At 60.0% G+C, this 14,778-nt stretch carries 20 protein-coding genes and 1 pseudogene; 16 read left to right on the top strand and 5 right to left on the bottom strand.

Annotated elements, in window-relative coordinates; all coding sequences use genetic code 11:
- Both IPK17_RS36395 and IPK17_RS36390 read left to right on the top strand, forming a co-directional pair.
- Positions 1–193 (top strand): hypothetical protein (locus IPK17_RS36395; protein ID WP_343422648.1); only part of this gene is annotated, 193 nt, incomplete at its 5' end.
- Between the two features lie 160 nt (positions 194–353).
- The gene (locus tag IPK17_RS36390; RefSeq protein WP_343422647.1) at positions 354–506 is read left to right on the top strand and encodes a hypothetical protein; all 153 of its coding nucleotides are present in this window, start codon (positions 354–356) and stop codon (positions 504–506) included.
- Between the two features lie 188 nt (positions 507–694).
- On the opposite strand, the gene IPK17_RS36385 is transcribed toward IPK17_RS36390, so the two are convergent.
- Complete coding sequence (locus IPK17_RS36385; RefSeq protein WP_343422646.1) at positions 695–955, bottom strand: response regulator transcription factor; 261 nt, start codon at positions 953–955, stop codon at positions 695–697.
- Between the two features lie 408 nt (positions 956–1,363).
- Here IPK17_RS36385 and IPK17_RS36380 point away from each other — a divergent pair, with 408 nt between their 5' ends.
- Both IPK17_RS36380 and IPK17_RS36375 read left to right on the top strand, forming a co-directional pair.
- Positions 1,364–1,582 carry a hypothetical protein gene (locus IPK17_RS36380; RefSeq protein ID WP_343422645.1) on the top strand — a complete coding sequence of 73 codons (219 nt, stop codon included), beginning with the start codon at positions 1,364–1,366 and terminating at the stop codon, positions 1,580–1,582.
- Entirely contained in the window at positions 1,579–2,067 is a 489-nt protein-coding gene (locus tag IPK17_RS36375; protein WP_343422644.1) for a muramidase family protein, read from the top strand. The genes IPK17_RS36380 and IPK17_RS36375 overlap by 4 nt, the downstream gene beginning before the upstream one ends.
- 89 nt (positions 2,068–2,156) lie before the next feature.
- Here IPK17_RS36375 and IPK17_RS36370 read toward each other — a convergent pair whose 3' ends face one another.
- Complete coding sequence (locus tag IPK17_RS36370; RefSeq protein ID WP_343422643.1) at positions 2,157–2,759, bottom strand: hypothetical protein; 603 nt, start codon at positions 2,757–2,759, stop codon at positions 2,157–2,159.
- Positions 2,760–2,994: 235 nt separating this feature from the next.
- On the opposite strand from IPK17_RS36370, the gene IPK17_RS36365 reads away from it, so the two are divergent.
- The 9 genes and pseudogenes from IPK17_RS36365 to IPK17_RS36325 all read left to right on the top strand — a co-directional run bounded on the left by IPK17_RS36365 (position 2,995) and on the right by IPK17_RS36325 (position 8,967).
- A complete protein-coding gene (locus IPK17_RS36365) occupies positions 2,995–3,198 on the top strand; it encodes a bifunctional nuclease family protein (protein WP_343422642.1) in 204 nt (67 codons plus the stop codon).
- A complete protein-coding gene (locus tag IPK17_RS36360) occupies positions 3,161–3,343 on the top strand; it encodes a bifunctional nuclease domain-containing protein (RefSeq protein WP_343422641.1) in 183 nt (60 codons plus the stop codon). Before IPK17_RS36365 ends, IPK17_RS36360 begins: the two co-directional genes overlap by 38 nt.
- A 334-nt stretch (positions 3,344–3,677) precedes the next feature.
- Positions 3,678–4,888: pseudogene (locus IPK17_RS36355) on the top strand (DnaB-like helicase C-terminal domain-containing protein); the annotation flags it as partial.
- Between the two features lie 57 nt (positions 4,889–4,945).
- Positions 4,946–5,437, top strand: a complete 492-nt coding sequence (locus tag IPK17_RS36350) for an LAGLIDADG family homing endonuclease (RefSeq protein WP_343422650.1) — start codon at positions 4,946–4,948, stop codon at positions 5,435–5,437.
- The gene (locus tag IPK17_RS36345; RefSeq protein ID WP_343422640.1) at positions 5,434–6,126 is read left to right on the top strand and encodes a DnaB-like helicase C-terminal domain-containing protein; all 693 of its coding nucleotides are present in this window, start codon (positions 5,434–5,436) and stop codon (positions 6,124–6,126) included. The genes IPK17_RS36350 and IPK17_RS36345 overlap by 4 nt, the downstream gene beginning before the upstream one ends.
- Positions 6,123–6,809 carry a DnaD domain-containing protein gene (locus IPK17_RS36340; protein ID WP_343422639.1) on the top strand — a complete coding sequence of 229 codons (687 nt, stop codon included), beginning with the start codon at positions 6,123–6,125 and terminating at the stop codon, positions 6,807–6,809. The genes IPK17_RS36345 and IPK17_RS36340 overlap by 4 nt, the downstream gene beginning before the upstream one ends.
- A 12-nt stretch (positions 6,810–6,821) precedes the next feature.
- Positions 6,822–7,937, top strand: coding sequence for an ATP-binding protein (locus tag IPK17_RS36335; protein ID WP_343422638.1), 1,116 nt, complete (start codon positions 6,822–6,824; stop codon positions 7,935–7,937).
- A gap of 19 nt (positions 7,938–7,956) precedes the next feature.
- Positions 7,957–8,097: a hypothetical protein gene (locus IPK17_RS36330; RefSeq protein WP_343422637.1), complete on the top strand. Its 141-nt coding sequence runs from the start codon at positions 7,957–7,959 to the stop codon at positions 8,095–8,097.
- 3 nt (positions 8,098–8,100) lie between these two features.
- Positions 8,101–8,967, top strand: a complete 867-nt coding sequence (locus IPK17_RS36325; protein WP_343422636.1) for a GNAT family N-acetyltransferase — start codon at positions 8,101–8,103, stop codon at positions 8,965–8,967.
- A gap of 79 nt (positions 8,968–9,046) precedes the next feature.
- Here IPK17_RS36325 and IPK17_RS36320 read toward each other — a convergent pair whose 3' ends face one another.
- Entirely contained in the window at positions 9,047–9,526 is a 480-nt protein-coding gene (locus tag IPK17_RS36320) for a hypothetical protein (RefSeq protein ID WP_343422635.1), read from the bottom strand.
- A 29-nt stretch (positions 9,527–9,555) separates the two neighbouring features.
- On the opposite strand from IPK17_RS36320, the gene IPK17_RS36315 reads away from it, so the two are divergent.
- On the top strand, positions 9,556–10,548 hold the full coding sequence (locus IPK17_RS36315; RefSeq protein ID WP_343422634.1) for an NAD(P)-binding domain-containing protein: 993 nt from the start codon (positions 9,556–9,558) through the stop codon (positions 10,546–10,548).
- Between the two features lie 89 nt (positions 10,549–10,637).
- The gene (locus IPK17_RS36310) at positions 10,638–12,089 is read left to right on the top strand and encodes an adenylate/guanylate cyclase domain-containing protein (protein WP_343422633.1); all 1,452 of its coding nucleotides are present in this window, start codon (positions 10,638–10,640) and stop codon (positions 12,087–12,089) included.
- A gap of 152 nt (positions 12,090–12,241) precedes the next feature.
- Here IPK17_RS36310 and IPK17_RS36305 read toward each other — a convergent pair whose 3' ends face one another.
- Positions 12,242–12,997 carry a PIG-L deacetylase family protein gene (locus IPK17_RS36305; protein WP_343422632.1) on the bottom strand — a complete coding sequence of 252 codons (756 nt, stop codon included), beginning with the start codon at positions 12,995–12,997 and terminating at the stop codon, positions 12,242–12,244.
- Between the two features lie 68 nt (positions 12,998–13,065).
- On the opposite strand from IPK17_RS36305, the gene IPK17_RS36300 reads away from it, so the two are divergent.
- On the top strand, positions 13,066–13,623 hold the full coding sequence (locus IPK17_RS36300) for a hypothetical protein (protein ID WP_343422631.1): 558 nt from the start codon (positions 13,066–13,068) through the stop codon (positions 13,621–13,623).
- A 69-nt stretch (positions 13,624–13,692) separates the two neighbouring features.
- On the opposite strand, the gene IPK17_RS36295 is transcribed toward IPK17_RS36300, so the two are convergent.
- Complete coding sequence (locus tag IPK17_RS36295) at positions 13,693–14,607, bottom strand: phosphomannomutase/phosphoglucomutase (RefSeq protein WP_343422630.1); 915 nt, start codon at positions 14,605–14,607, stop codon at positions 13,693–13,695.
- Positions 14,608–14,778 lie beyond the last annotated feature (171 nt).

Raw genomic sequence — 14,778 nt, 5'->3', positions numbered from 1 at the left:
GCGAACAACGCCATCGACGGACCTGCCGCCGATCCGGGTGCGCGCCTCGGGGCGTGGACAGACCTTGGGACGCCTGCCGGGCCGGCACGCCGACGTTTTTGTTGCTCGGGGTGCGGCGCTGGCCGTGATCAGCGGCGTCATCCGCCGTCCCCGCGAGCAGGCCAACGTGATTGATAGGTGTCGCCCGCCGTGATCGCTTACATCGGTGCGCACGCTGATCAACTTCAACGTATACGACCGCCATCTGCTGTCGTGCCGCTGCTTGGCGATTTTGGGTGAGCGCGGCGGCATGTGGTTGTGTATGATCAGCCGCATTATCCCGCGGGGGAAGTCGCGGTGATCGGGCAGCTATCGTGCCATGGCTCGTCGTTGGCGGGTGGAATGCAGCCGAAGGCAATGTGGAATGTCGGCGGGATGGTGGCAACGGTCGGCGCGGCGTCTACACCGACATCAATGAACCGGCCGACTTTCTCAATCAGCAAATCTCTGGGCGCGATCATTTGTGACCGCTGGATCGGTTGGGAATTAGGCTATTATCTGGGGAATGGACCGATAAACGTAAGGTGTATTATCCAACCATCGAAACGCTGATCGCCGGAGCGCCTGATCAATCCTGATCCTGCTCCCGCTATCTGGCCGCCCCTGTCGGTCAAACCGATCGCCAGTTGGCCTGATGCGCTGCGGGAGGCAGGTTTCACGGTGACGCGCGTCTACAACGCCCAGCGCTTCGTCGTCTATGAGCGCTACCGCCGCCCCGCCTTAGCATCTCTTGCACCACCGCCGAGATCGTGGCGATATAGGGCTTGGTCAGGATAGGGCGATCCGCGCCGCCGTTCAGCGCATCACGGATTTGATCCGGGTCCACCAAGGCGGACAGCACCAGCACGGGTATCTCGCCATAGGCGGGCTGACCGCGGATCACGGCCAAAAATTCCATCCCGCTGATGTCGGGCATCGGGCGAGATTGAGAATCAAAAGATCGGGGCGGAGCCCTGACCTGCTGCTGTCCGGCCAAGCGCGCATGTTCAACTGTCACCACGTTTAAGTTGATCCGTGAGCAAGATGCGAACGAGCTGCAAGAGATCGGGGTCATCATAACCACGAGGATGCATTTTCCGCTCAAAGTCACCGCTTACACGCCTTTCTGCGTTTCGAGGAAACGATCGGCTAATGTAACTGGCTGTTTTGCTCATCCCTATAGATCGGTGTATTCTCAAGATTATATCGTGCACCAGGAGGTCTTCGCTTGAAACGTTTGATCCAGCTTGTCGTGTTATTGGCGATCCCGTTACTTTCGGCAGGGGTGTTTTCGTTCGGCTGGGGATAAATTGAGCCGACTCAGGATGCCGCCTCGAACTCGGTCGTGCTGGAAGCTACCACCACTACCCCGTCGAGCGGCTTACCCGGCACGCCGACGCTTCCTCCCATTACCATTCTAGCACCGAACACGCGCCCAGCGGTAACTGATGAAGTTCCGGTCGAAGCCGCGACCACGCGCTCACCGCAAACCATCGTGCCGCCGCCGACCGCCACGCCGCAGTTCATCACGCCCGGTTTCGCCGCTCGGCCCCGTCCTGGTTGAGACGAGCACGCCGCGTCCCGCCTCAGGAAATCACGGCTGAAGCAGAAAGTGCTGGCGCCACGGGTGACGGAGAAGGCGAGACCACGCGCATCAATAACGATCCGTGCATCTACATCGTGGAATCGGGCGACAGCCTGTACTCGATTGCCATTGACCATGATACTACCATTGACGATTTGCTGGCGGCGAATCCTGACCTCGATGGCGATCCGCCCGTCATTTTCCCGGAAGATGAGCTAAATCTGCCGGACTGCGACGGTACGACGACCCGCACGCCGCGCCCGACCGCCACGGCTGAGCCGACTAACGCGCCCGGCACCGCGACCGCGGGTGAAGTCTATACCGTCGAACCCGGCGATACGCTGTTTAACATTGCGACGCGCTACGGCGTGACCATCGCCGACATCGTCGACGCTAACCCCGGCCTCGACCCGGATCGATTGTCAATTGGTCAGCGCATCGTCATCCCGCCGGACGAGGAATAAACGTCTGAGATTCACCGTAGGGGCATGGCGCGCCATGCCCCTACCCGTCGCCCTACTCCGCCAACTGCGCCGACCAGATCGTCGGGTCGTCAAACGCAATGTCGGCCACACCCCTTCGGCGACAGCCGTGAGCCCCGCGAAGCCATCCGTGTAGCGTGAGTCGCGCGCTCAGCGATGAACTGTCCATTGACATACAGCGCCAGATAATCGCCGATGCATACCGCCCGGATCCGGTTGATGCCGCGATCCTGATTCACCACGTCAGTGCGTGTCCAATCGATCAGACCGTCGACTTGCTCGGTTGCGCCGCGCCGAATCGAGTAGTAGCCGTCGCCGCTGATGAGAAAATAGTAACCGTCGCCGTCGTTGTTGGAACTGGCGCGGCACAGCACGCCGTAAGCGTTGTTCCGGTAATCGGAAAGCTGCGTGGTCTCCACTTCGATCACCACATCGGAATGGCGCTCGACGTTCAGGCCGGAGACGAAGCCCGCCTGTTCGGAATAGGCGCGGTACGTGCCATCCTCGATGCGAAAGTCGATGCCATAGCCTTCGGCAATCCGCCCGCGCCACGCGTAGCCCTCGTCAAAACTTTCGCGCAGCAGCACCTCGTTGAGGATGAACTGCTCAGAGGGCCGCGCCGTGCACCCGACCAGCAGTCCCAGCGCGCTCAGCAGGAGCAGCACACTGCGCATAGTTGTGACCCTTTCGTAGTATGAGAACCTTGAACATAGCAGCCGTTTTTGTTCGACTTTTAAGGTTTGCCGCCCACATCCTTCGGTGTATAATCGGTGTGGTGGACGAAGTTCACTGAAAGAAGAACAAGCCCAAGGTTATACACCATGATTGAAGTTGTTATCGACAGCATCCGCGTGAGCCTCATGTCGCATTATCGATCGTGATCCTCAGGATTCAACGACCGACCGATATTTGCCGATTTGGATTGGTCCGTGCGAGGCGGACGCGATCACGATTGAGCTGCAGGAGATGCCGCCGCAGCGTCCACTCACGCATGACCTGCTCAAGTCGATGATCCGTGAACTTGGCGGCAAAGTCGTCCACATTCTGATCAGAGACCTCCGCAATGACGTGTATTATGCCCGCATCGTCATCGATGTGGCAGGGCGACAATGAAGTCGACGCCCGCCCCAGCGACGCCATCGCGCTGGCTGTCCGCGCGAAAGTGCCGGTCTTCGTCTCCGATCACGTGATGGAACGGCATTCGATTGAGCCGGAAGAAGATGTCGAACGCACGATCGCGCGGCAAAGAACTCGATGAAGATCGCCTGAGCGCGTTCAAAGATTTCGTCAACAGCCTGGATCTCGACGATTTAGACGACGAAGAAGAATAACGATCCACCATCTGTCGGTTCGGTCGGCACAACTTGTAACACGACAACGGCGTACCGCTACCGGAGCGCCGTTTTGTTTCTCTTTGGATAGGGTTCATGACCTCTAACCCGGTATCCTTAGGCTTGCGCCTCACAGCCCTGAAGCCGAAGAGGCGGTGATCGGCGGCGTACTGACCGATCCCGATCTGTTCCTCGGAATTGCTGCATACCTGCGTCCCGAAGACTTCCACATCAACCGCCTCGCGATTGTGTGGGGAGGCGATGATGCGCGTCGCCGACCGGAACGACGGCATCGACGTGCTGACGGTCAGCGAGGAAATTCGCGCGCTCGGCAAGGCGGAACAGTTCGAAGACAAGGCGCGTGGCTTTCTTGTCAACCTGATCAACCGCACGCCGACCTCGGTGCACACCGAAGCATACGCCCGCGTAGTCGAACGCCTCGCGATTCGCCGCCGCCTACTCACCGCCGCGGACGAGATCAAGACGCTGGCGTATGACGAACAGCTCCCGGTGGAGCGCATCACCAGCGAGGCCGAGTCGCGCCTGTTCCGCGTGACGGAACGCAATCAGCGCGGCGACCTCGTGCCGATGTATCAGGCGATTGACACGTTCTTCGCCAGCATCGAACACAAAATGCAGCACCCCGACGAGCCGATGGGCTTACCGACGGGCTTCCGCGACCTCGACGGCCTGTTGAGCGGCTTGCAGCGCAGCGACCTCCTGATCTTTGCAGGGCGGCCTGGCATGGGGAAAACGTCATTCATGCTGTCCGTCGTGATGAATGCGGCGAAACTCGGCGCGCGCATCCTCATTTTCACCATGGAAATGGGGCATGAGCAGATAGTTCAACGTTTTGTCTCGATGGAAACGGGCATCAACACCCAGAAACTGCGCACGGGTCAGCTCGATGCCCGCGAGTATTCGCGCTTTGTTGAGGCAACGGGACGCTTAGGCAATCTCAACATCTTCATTGACGACTCGGCGGCCATCACGCCCATCGAGATGCGCACAAAAACGATTACTTGCAGTTGATGAGCGCGGGCGCGGGGTACGAAAATAACCGCGTGCAGGAAGTCAGCTATATCAGCCGCGCGTTGAAAGAACTGGCGCGTGAGTTGAACGTACCAGTGCTATCGGCAGCGCAGCTTTCGCGTGCGGTCGAACAGCGTCAAGACAAGCATCCGCAGTTGAGCGATCTGCGTGAATCCGGTTGTTTGACCGGGGACTCACTGGTTTACCTGCCGGATACTGGTGCTTACGTGCCGATCCGGGAGCTTCAAGGTCAGTCCGGGTTCCGCGTGCTGAGCCTCAACACAGACACTTGGAAACTTGAACCCGCCGAAGTTAGCCGGGCATGGTGTACCGGCGTCAAACCCGTCTACAAGCTGACAACGCAGCTTGGGCGCACCATCCGCGCGACGGGCAATCACAAGTTCCTGACGATCAACGGGTGGAAGCGGTTGGACGAGCTCACAACGGAGGATTGCCTCGCCCTGCCCCGCATTTTGTCGAGTCCGCAAGAGCAGACGATGAGCAATGCTGAACTGGCCTTGCTCGGGCATTTGATCGTGGATGGCTGCACACTGCCCAGACACGCGATCCAGTACACAACGCGCGAGGACGATATTGCGCAGATTGTCGCAAACCTAGCGACCGAAGTGTTCGGCGATCAGGTGCGCCCGCGCATCTATCGCGAACCGGGACGCAACTGGTATCAGGTGTTCCTCACATCAACCCAGCATTTGACGCACGGCGTGCAAAGTCCCGTGCGGGTCTGGTTGGACGAGCTTGCTGTGTTCGGCCTGCGTTCCTATGAAAAGCGCGTACCAGCCAAAGTCTTACAGCAACCTGCGAACGCGATTGCCTTGTTCCTGCGTCACCTGTGGGCAACGGATGGGCATATCGGTCTTAAGAAAACGACTAAAGGCCATTATCCGAACATCTACTACGCGTCGAGCAGCCTAGAACTCGCCAGCGATGTGCAATCGCTGCTGCTGCGCCTCGGTATCAATGCCGATTGACGCGCGTTCCGCAAACAGGCAAAGGACGCGATCAGTTCCATGTTGCCCCATCAGGACAAGACGACTTCCGCCGCTTCGTTCAATCGATTGGCGCTGTTGGTGCACGCCGCGCTGAGTCGCTGTGTGCAGTCAGCGCGTATCTGGACACGCATATTGCTAACACGAACCGCGATATCATCCCGCGACAGGTCTGGCGCACCTATGCTGTCCCGGCGATGGCCGCATCTCAGCTCACGGCTCGGCACATGCAGTCTGAACTCGGCAACGCCTACTGTGGGACCGGCTTGTACAAACAGAACATCAGCCGGGAACGGGCGGCACGTCTCGCCCAAGTCGTACAATCCGAACCGATTGCCGCATTGGCGCAAAGCGATGTTTACTGGGATGCGATAGTTGCGATTGAGCCGGATGGCGAAAGCGAAGTGTTCGACCTCACCGTGCCGACGAATCACAACTTCGTCGCCAACGACATCATCGCTCATAATAGCTTGGAGCAGGACGCTGATATCGTCATGTTCCTGTATCGCGATGTCGTCTACAACGAGGCGACCGAGTTCCCAAACAAAGCGGAGATCATCGTGGGCAAGCACCGCAACGGCCCGACCGGGAGTATCGACCTGCACTTCGAGCGGTCGCTGACCAAGTTCTCTGACGCCAAGACTATGAAAATCGATCTGGGGAGCCTATGACGAAGTTCAACGGCTTCCTCCCCGGCAAACAGCCGACCTTCGCGGTCTACACGCAGTTCATCAGCGAACTGCTGCCGCTCATCGACCATGTCGTCGAGCTCAAGGTCACGTTGTACGCCATGTGGGCGATTCAGCAGCGTGAAGGCACATTTCGCTACCTGCTGCGGCGCGACTTCACTGTGAACGCGGCCTTTATGGCCGGCATCGGCGGCGAAGCAGCCTTAGATGACGGATTGGCGCGGGCGTGTGCGCGCGAAACGCTGCTCAGTACCGAAGTGGAACTAGGCGAATCGCCAGAGCGCCTGTATTTTATCAATACGGCGCTGGGTCGGACCGCGCTGGAGCAAGTTCGCCTCGGCTTATGGCAGCCCGGTCACGAAGGTTTAGTCGAGATTTTGCCGGAACGACCCAACATCTATCGCCTATACGAAGATCACTTCGGGCAGTTAACGCCGATGATCGCGGACATGCTCAAGGATGCGGAGAAAGATTTTCCGCTCAATTGGATTATCGAAGCCATGCGGATCGCCGTCGCCAAGAATGCGCGTAACTGGCGGTTCGTGCAGGGAATCTTAGATCGCTGGCAGCGAGAAGGTAAAGGCAATGCGGTCGATCAAAGACCTGATGAACGGGATGGAAAACGATACATCTCCGGGGAATATGCCGACTTCCTCGAGTGGTAACGATGATGGGCTGTGCCCCTGTGTGGACGCGAGTCGCTGTGCGACGGACCCGGCTATGTGCGCGCCGATCTCCCGGTAGGGCATCCGCAGTTCGGGCAGTTGTTCCGCTGCCCCAACTACCGCACCAACGCCGAGCGCAAAGAGAAGCTGCGCAAGCTTGGCAATCTCGAAGCCTACAAAGACAAAACGTTTGAGAGCTTTGACACGGAAAACGTTCCGAACCTGAGTCCCAAGCAGCGCGACTCCCTGCGCGAAGCGCTGCACTATGCGCAGGCGTACGCCAGTCAGCCGACCGGATGGATTCTGTTTGAAGGTACATACGGCACGGGCAAAACGCATCTCGCCGCCGCGATCGGCAATTCGCTGCTCGACCACGAGGAGCGCGTGATCTTCGTCACTGTGCCCGACCTGCTCGACTATCTGCGCGGCGCGTACGCCCCGAACGCTGAATCCGGCTATGACGAGACGTTTGATCGCCTGCGTGAAGCGGGCGTGCTGATTCTCGACGATCTCGGCGTGGAAAACCCGAGCGAATGGGCGGGCGAAAAGCTGTTCCAACTGCTCAACCATCGCTATGTGTACCGCCTGCCGACCGTCGTCACCACCAACGCCGATATTGAAACGATTGATCCGCGCCTCGCCAGCCGTCTCGCCGATAACAAGCTGGTGCAGCACGTGCAGATCAAAGCGCCGGATTTCCGCACCAACAAAAACACGTCGGTCGATGAAGTGCCGGATCTCGGCCTGTACCGCGAAATGACGCTGGAAAACTTCGATACGCGCACGCGCACCACCGTCGAAGAACGCTCGAATCTGGAACGCGCAGTGCAAATCGCGCGCGAAATCGTCGAGATCAAATCGATGTGGCTGGTGCTGATTGGCCCATCTGGGACGGGCAAAACGCATCTCGCGGCGGGCATCGCCAACGAGCTGGATAAGGCGGGCGTCGGCGTGATCATGGTCACAAACACCGAACTGCTCGACTATCTCCGCTCCGGTGTGGACAGCCGCGTGCAGTTGAAGCTGGAGCGCCGCTCGATTCTACGCAACGTATCCGTGCTCGTGCTTGACGATCCAAACTTGAGTCAATGTCGGCGTGGGCGCGTGAAAAGGTGTTTCAGGTATTGATTACCGCTATCTGCGCCGCATGAAGACGATCATCACCAGCATACGATCCATTGAGGAAATGGACGCCCGCGTGCGCACGCGCATTCTCGACCGCCGCCGTTCGGCTGTCTACGTCCTCACTGGACGCCCGTATGTCGACCGGATGCCCAGAACCTACTGACCTATGGCCACTTCGATCCTGAAGCCGATCACCGTTTCGCCCTACAGCCGCCGCGACCGCCACATCGTCTCTGACCTGTTGTTCCGCAACTACAACGTCCACACGCACCTCGACTGGCAGGAGACCGATAAGTGGCTGGAAACCCAGCAGGGTGTCACGCGACTGGCGTGGCAGCACGGGCGGCTGATGGGCATCCTGGCGACTGCCGCGCCGCTCGACAACACCACATGGATTCGCATCGCCGCGCTGGCCGATAACGCCGATGCTGCCCGCACGTTTAACGCGCTGTGGGACTCGGTGGTCGTCGAATTGCTCGGGAGTAACGTCCAGCAGGTCGCGGTGCTCCTCATCCGCGACTGGCTAATCCCGTTCGTGCAACCGCGCGGGTTCGCGCCCGCCGAGGAAGTCGTCACCCTGCGCCGGGCGGATTTGCCCGCCCCGCCCGAGGAGATGCCGGCGAACCTCACCATTCACCCGACGCGCGACGGCGATATCCCAATCATCGCCCGCGTCGATCAAGCGGCCTTTGCGCCGCCGTGGCAGCTTTCGGATGTGGATGTGCGCGAGGCTGTGCGCGCCGCCGCCTACTGCACGGTGGCCGTGAGCAACGAACGGATCGTCGGCTATCAGGCGAGCACGATGTACTTCGACGGGGGACATCTGGCACGGCTGGCCGTGCTGCCCGATGTGCAGGGAACGGGCGTCGGATCGGCGCTGGTCAATGATCTGCTGCGGCGCTTCGCGCGGCGGGGCATCACCACCGTGACGGTCAACACGCAGTTGAGCAATACACGCTCGCAGCACCTCTACGAACGCTACGGCTTTCAGCGCAACGGCTACGATCTGCCCGTGTGGATGCTTAATCTGTAACCGCACCCGCAACCTCGCCACCTGTTTTGTCCCTCTCCCTCTGGAGAGGGATGGCTGGCTGCGCCAGCAGGGTGAGGTTTCAGAACGTCATATCCTCTAACGCTTCGCGGAACGCTTCGGCCTGCGCGTTCGTCAGCGAACTGTTGAGCTGCACCATTACGTTATTGCGAAAGTACACATAAATCACCCCGCGCCGCGTCGACGAATTGTTGCGCAGGCTCTCAATGTACGCCTGCCATGCGGCGAGCTGCTCCGCTGTCTCAAATGTGATCACCTGCCCGCCAAGCGGGGCAATGCTGGCGATATGGAAAACAACGCGCTCGTCATAGTCTGCGGGGTCATCCCGCCCAGCGACGATCTGTTCGTCGTCCGGCGCAATCGCCGTTTCCAGTCCCGCCGCCGTGAAGGCATTGAACACATCTTGCGGGGTGAACAGGTTGAACGGCAGCGGCGTCGCCGTTGGCGGCCCAAACAGACTCACGCCGCCGCAGCCCGTCAGCAGCAGGGGCAGCAAAAGCAGTGTTGCGATCAGCAGGGACAAAAGGTATCGTTTGGACATGCATCCGCTCCTAGCGAAAAGAATCAACCATGACGATGGTTTATCATGACGAAGATGGTAACGTAGATTATTTAAGAGGCAAGCGCGTCGGCGTTATTGGCTACGGCAACATGGGCAGTCCGATGGCGCTCAATCTACGGGACAGCGGCGTCGACGTGATTCTTCATGAGCCCCGCGCGGAGCGGCGCGAACAGGCACTCGCGGACGGTTTCACGCCCGTCGCCATCGCCGAACTGGTGGCCGCCGCAGACATCATTATGCCCCTGCTGCGCGACGAGGCCATGCCCAAAATCTACCTTGAAGGCGTATCGCCGCATTTGCGCCGCGGCCAAACGCTGATCTTCAGCAGCGCCTACAACCTCACCTTCGGTTTTATCGAAGCGCCACCGTTCGTCGACGTGGGGCTGGTCGCTGCGCGCACACACGGTGCCGCCGTCCGCGACCGCTACCTGTCCGGCGAAGGCTACGCCTCGTTCGTCGCCGTCGCGCAGGATGCCAGCCGCAGCGCGTGGCCGACGATCCTCGCGGTGGCGAAAGCGGCGGGCGCGCTCAAAGTCGGCGCGATTGAAACGCGCTTTGAACAGGAGACCGAACTCGACCTGTTCTTGCAGCAGGCCGTGCTGCCCGTACTGCACCAGGTCGTGATCACCGCGGCGGAACTGCTCATGAAACTCGGCTACCCGCCCGAAGCCGTGTTCACCGAGCTGTATCTCTCGGGCGAAACGTCCGACTATCTGCGGGCGGCAGCGAGTCAAGGGCTGCTCAAAGCGCTCGATTCGCAGTCGCTGACGGCGCAGTACGGTATCCTCAGCCGCTACGAACGCTTCAATGATTTGAAGCTGGAACGCCTGATGGAGATCACGCTGGAAGAGATTCGCAGCAGCAAATTCGCGCAGGAATGGTCGAAGGAGTTCAACGCCGATTACCCGCGCCTGCGCAACCTGCTCAAGAGCCGCCGCGCGATGGACATGTGGGAACTCGAACAACAGACCATCGACGCGCTCCAGCGCGATGGCGATTAAGTTGCCCGATAACGCATCGGGAGTAACAATTAAGTGGCTGGAATCGTCTAGAAAACTGTCGACAAACTATATTTTAGGCAGGTAAAGTCATGACTACGCAGCTTCAAACCACCACCCTCGCCGCGCGCCTCAACGCGGTCAAAGACCTCGGCAAATTCAGCGCGCAGGTGATGAATGACTTCGCCAGCTACCTCACCACCGCGCCGGATGAGGATCTCTTCCGCGTCAGTCCCTACTACTACGCGCGGCGCACGGGTACGTCCGTGCGCGAAGCGACCGATCTCTTCCTGTACGCGACGCACTTCGGCATTCTGGAATTCAACTGGGGGGTGCTCTGCCCCTCGTGCCATGCCTTCGTCACATCGCCGGGCGGGCTGCGCGCCATCCAGAATCAGGAATATTGCAACCACTGCATGATCGGCTTTGATGTGTCCGTAGACGATAATATCGAAGTCGCGTTCACGGTCGCGCCGTCGACGCGCAGCATCCGCTTTCACGACATGGAACTGCTCGACTTTCAGCGCGATTGGCTGCTGTGGTTCTATACGCACAGCATGTACCACGCGCCAGAAATCCGCCAGATCGCCGTGAAGCTGATGGTCACCTCGGACAAAATCGGCGTGGATGCGCGGCGCACCGTCGAAGTCGATCTGGTGGACGGCGCGAACTATTTCGTGACGACGCCGGATATTCACGCCTTCGCCAACCGCGGCACGGATCCCAACGCGGCGAGCGACATCACGTTTGATCTGTTTGATGGGCGCATCGTGCCAGAAGGCGCGTATGTCAAACCGGGCAAGGTCAAAATCACCTTCCGCAACCGCATCGGCAAAGAGAGCGTGTACGGCGTGATCTACGACCCACGCCACGGCATCCCCAACCTCAACGACGAAGAATCCGCGCAGTTGACCGCGCATTTCAGCCAACCGATGGAGTTTCTGACGGGCAAGCAGGTCGCGACCTCGCAGGTGTTCCGCGAACTGTTCCGCGCGGAGAGTATCCCGTCCGATCTCGGCCTCGCCTTCAAGAGCGTGACCTTTCTGTTCACCGACCTCAAAGGCTCGACCGCCCTGTATCAGCGGGTGGGCGATATCCGCGCTTATGAGATCGTGCGCAAGCATTTCACCCTGCTGCGCGACATCATCGCCGAGTGCGGCGGTGCAGTCGTCAAGACGATGGGTGACGCCGTCATGGCGACCTTCTCTGAACCGCTCACCGCGCTGCAAGCCGCCTTCGTGATCAACCAGCAGATCGGGAAGATCGGCGACGATCACGAGTGCCTAATCATCAAGATTGGGATTCACATGGGGCCGTGCATCGCCGTCGAGAATAGCGAACGCCTCGATTATTTCGGGCAAACAGTGAATTTAGCGGCGCGCGTGCAAGCGGTCGCCGAAGCGGGCGAACTCGTCATCACGGACCCGGTGTACAGCTACCCCGGCGCACAAGAGCTCATCGTTGAAGCTAAACTCACTTCGAAGACGGACTCGGTGCTGCTCCGCGGTATCGACGGCGAAACGCAGGTGTATCGGCTGATGTAAAGACGTTTTCCGACCCCACCCCCGGCCCCTCCCCGAATTCAGGGAGGGGAGCCAACATTGATCGCCGAATCTCCCCACTCCCCGCTTGCGTGGGACCAGGATTGGGGTCAGGGGGTATATACAGACGTCTTACCTAATCTCCCGATATGAATTTACTCCGCCGGGGTGTCCTTCTCCGGCGTCGCGTTGATGAAACGCATCACGCGATAATTCTCGGCCAGCGGCACGCCGACCTCTTTTCCGGTCGCCTCGTCCCACCTGCGGATCATATCAGCCACATCCTCGCCCACCTGCGACCGGTGCGCCAGCAGCGACTGAATCTTCTTGTCCCACACGGCGGTCACGTCGATGGCGATATTCGGCTTATCGCTCATCATCAGGTATACCTCGTTGACGTGATGTGGTTCTAAGCCCTCGTCGAGCAGTTCGGGGAAGATCGGGCGCGTTTCTGCCGAAGGGAAGATCGCGTACAGCGACGCTTCACCCGTCGCCCGGTGATCCGGGTGGTTGATATAGTCGAAGCCCTCGCCGGAGATCAACACCTGTGTCGGATCCATGATCAGCACGCGATCCGGGCGCAAACGGCGGATCAGACGGGTCAGATCGCGGCGCAGTTCCAGCGAGGGCGTGAGCGCGCCATCGGCATAGCCGAGGAAAACCACATCCTTGACGCCGACGAGTTCCGCCGCTTCAAGCTGCTCAGCTTGACGGCGCTCCACCAGTTGATTGTAAACCACATCTTTGTCGTTGCTGCCCGCCGCGCCATCGGTGACGATGCAGTAGGTCACCTCCGCGCCCGCCCCCGTCCACACGGCCACACTGCCCGCTGAACCAAATTCAATGTCGTCCGGATGCGCCACGATCACCAGAATTTTGAACGGCGCGACGATCGGTTTTTCGAGTTCCATACGTTATCCTCAGGTCATTGTGTAGAACACCACTACTTTATCTTATGCGGTGTCAGGGGGAAACAGTGATGGACTTACCACCACCTCGATCCGGTCTGCTGCGCCATTGGGATACGTTGATCGGGCCGGGCGCATCGAGGGCGGAACAGGCGCTCATCCTCGGCGCAGCCGTCGCGGGGACGATTGGCGTCGCAGCGCACGCCTATCTACGCAAGGTGGATTGGACGATCTGGCAGTGGATGATCCTCGTCGTCCTCGCACTCGATCTGTTCGGCGGCGTGGTCGCGAATGGCACGGGCGCGGCGCGCCGCTGGTATCACCGCCCCGGTCAGACGCGACGCGACCATTTCCTATTCGTCGCCGTGCATCTCGCACAGCTTGTCGTATTCGCGCTCACCTTTCCCAGCGCCAACTGGCTCGCGGTGATCGGGGCGTATGCCTACTTGCTGCTGTCCGCGCTGGCGATCTTGGCCGCGCCCACCGAGCTCCAGCGCCCGGTGAGTTATCTAAGCTATATCGGCGCGCTGGGGGTAGCACTGCTGTTCAACGCGCCAACAGGTCTGGAATGGTTTCTACCGATCCTGTACTTCAAGCTGCTGGTGAGTCACCTTGGCATGGGGAGTTGATCAGGGGTGGGCAGCGGGGCGCACGCTGGATTGCTGCGCCCTGCTGCCCGTGAGTGGCGAGCGCCACGTTTAGATGATAGCTTCGACTTCCGGATAGTTCTTAAGCGCGGCCATGAACAGATCGCGATAAGCGAGCGCATCCGCTTCGCTGGTCGCCTCAAAGCGCAGGCTCAGCACCGGTTCGGTATTGCTGGCGCGCAGCAGTCCCCATCCGTGTTCGAACTGCACGCGGATACCATCCACGGCGACGATTTCGCCCTTGCCTTCCAGCGCGGCGCGCACGCCATCGATCACACGGGCTTTCGCTTCATCCGGGCAGTGCGGGCGATATTCCGGCGTGCTGTAGAGCGTCGGCAGGCTGGCGTTGAGCGCGGCCAGCGATTGCTTCGCGGTGGCCAGTACTTGCAGCAGGCGTCCCGCCGCGACATACGCATCGTCAAAGCCGTAGTAGTCTTCGCCGAGGAAGATGTGCCCGCTCATCTCACCGCCGAGCAGCGCGCCCGTCTCGACCATCTTGGCCTTGACCAGCGAGTGTCCGCTCGCCCACATGATCGGCGTGCCACCCGCCTGCGCGACCGCGTCAAACAGCACCTGACTGCTCAAGACATCGCCGACCACCGTTGAGCCGGGATGCCGGGTCAGCATGTCCCGCGCTAGCAGCGCCAGCAAACGATCCGCCGCGATGCCATTCCCCTGCTCATCGACTGCGCCCATGCGGTCGGCGTCCCCGTCAAACGCGATGCCGAGGTCCGCGCCAACTTCGCGCACTTTGTCGCCCAGCGCGCGCAAATTCTCCGGCACCTGCGGATCCGGCTGATGATTCGGGTAGCTCCCGTCCGGCTCGCAGAACAGCTCGATCACGGTGTGCCCAAGCGTCCGGAACAGCTTCGGCGCGAAGATGCCGCCAGTTCCGTTGCCCGCATCTACCACAATCTTGAGTGGATGCGTTTTGATGCGCAGCTTCAGTGCGCCGCTCCTCAACATTGCGCAGATACGTCCCAAACGCCTGCCCGATCAAGCGGGCGACTTCCGGCGTGAGCGGCGCATCCTTGCCCATTGCAGTGCCGCGAATATCGTACTTTTTGAACAGCTTCGGATTAACAGTGGCCATAGACGGAGTTGAAAGTTAAAAGTTGAAAGTTAGAAGTCCCACAC

This window comes from Candidatus Flexifilum breve (assembly GCF_016713355.1).
This window is presented reverse-complemented; position numbering and strand designations above follow the sequence as displayed.